We start from the raw sequence: 918 nt of genomic DNA, 5'->3' as shown, positions 1-918 counted from the left end.
AAATTGGGTAATCTTATTGTAACTTTTATAATAGAAACCAGTTATAAAGGTTTTGTCCAAAATTCATAAAAATTCTCCTTTCTTTTTTACAATTATTTAATTTACAGGAAAGTACTAAGTGATTATTTCCTTATCGTTTACTGACTGTTGTCTTAAAATCTTCTCATGTCGTTCCGTTAGTTTGGCATTATCCAAAATTTCCTTGATAATCTGTGTTTGATTGATTTCATCTAATTTCATGGCTACCTTTAAAGTAGGTGCGACTTGATGAGACAGCCAGTTCAACGTCCGTTGAAAAGAATATGGTTCTGGTTTTGTCGTTAATTTTAATTGTTCACGGTTGCTTCCAATAAACCAAGCCCATTCTTCATTGAGTTTCCAATCAGAACGGGGTTTTGTATCGTCTTTATCTACAAAACGGATATAGCGATTGATAATTTTAAAGGCAGTACGCTCTGGATTGTCATAGACTAATAAATCACGTACTGCATAATAGGCACGCTCATTTTTTAATCGAATTTCAAAACGATTTTTTACGTCTGCATCTTCAATGGGAATATTGTTTTTCTTGAACTGTTCATAGTCTTTTTCATAGATACAAAAATAGACTTCGCTTTGGAGTGAACCGATATAGAGTGTATTTCCCATACATTCTTTTTCATCTTTGCGTACCAACTCACCACTACGATAGCTTTTAAAACTACGGAAAACTGAAATACATTCTTCCTGTCTACATTTTTCTGTGAGGTTAGGAATATTTAAAATCCCAGTTTTATCATTGATAGCGAGGTCAAGACGTTTCATCACACCACCAGCCACTAAGACGTCCATAAAGAACTCATACCAGCTTCTTTGTTGTGCCAAAAGATAACTTTCAAATTGACGACTGTATTTCGCAAGTTAAAAGTGAGCCATTTC

At 34.0% G+C, this 918-nt stretch carries 1 pseudogene; it reads right to left on the bottom strand.

The window, feature by feature from the left end:
- Positions 1 to 114 precede the first annotated feature (114 nt).
- A pseudogene (locus HMPREF2811_RS07295) lies at positions 115 to 885 on the bottom strand (replication initiation factor domain-containing protein); the annotation flags it as partial.
- Positions 886 to 918 lie beyond the last annotated feature (33 nt).

Source organism: Globicatella sp. HMSC072A10 (assembly GCF_001811625.1).
Lineage (GTDB): Bacteria > Bacillota > Bacilli > Lactobacillales > Aerococcaceae > Globicatella > Globicatella sanguinis.
The sequence above is the reverse complement of the archived record's forward strand: the minus strand, read 5'-3'. Positions and strand labels throughout refer to the sequence as shown.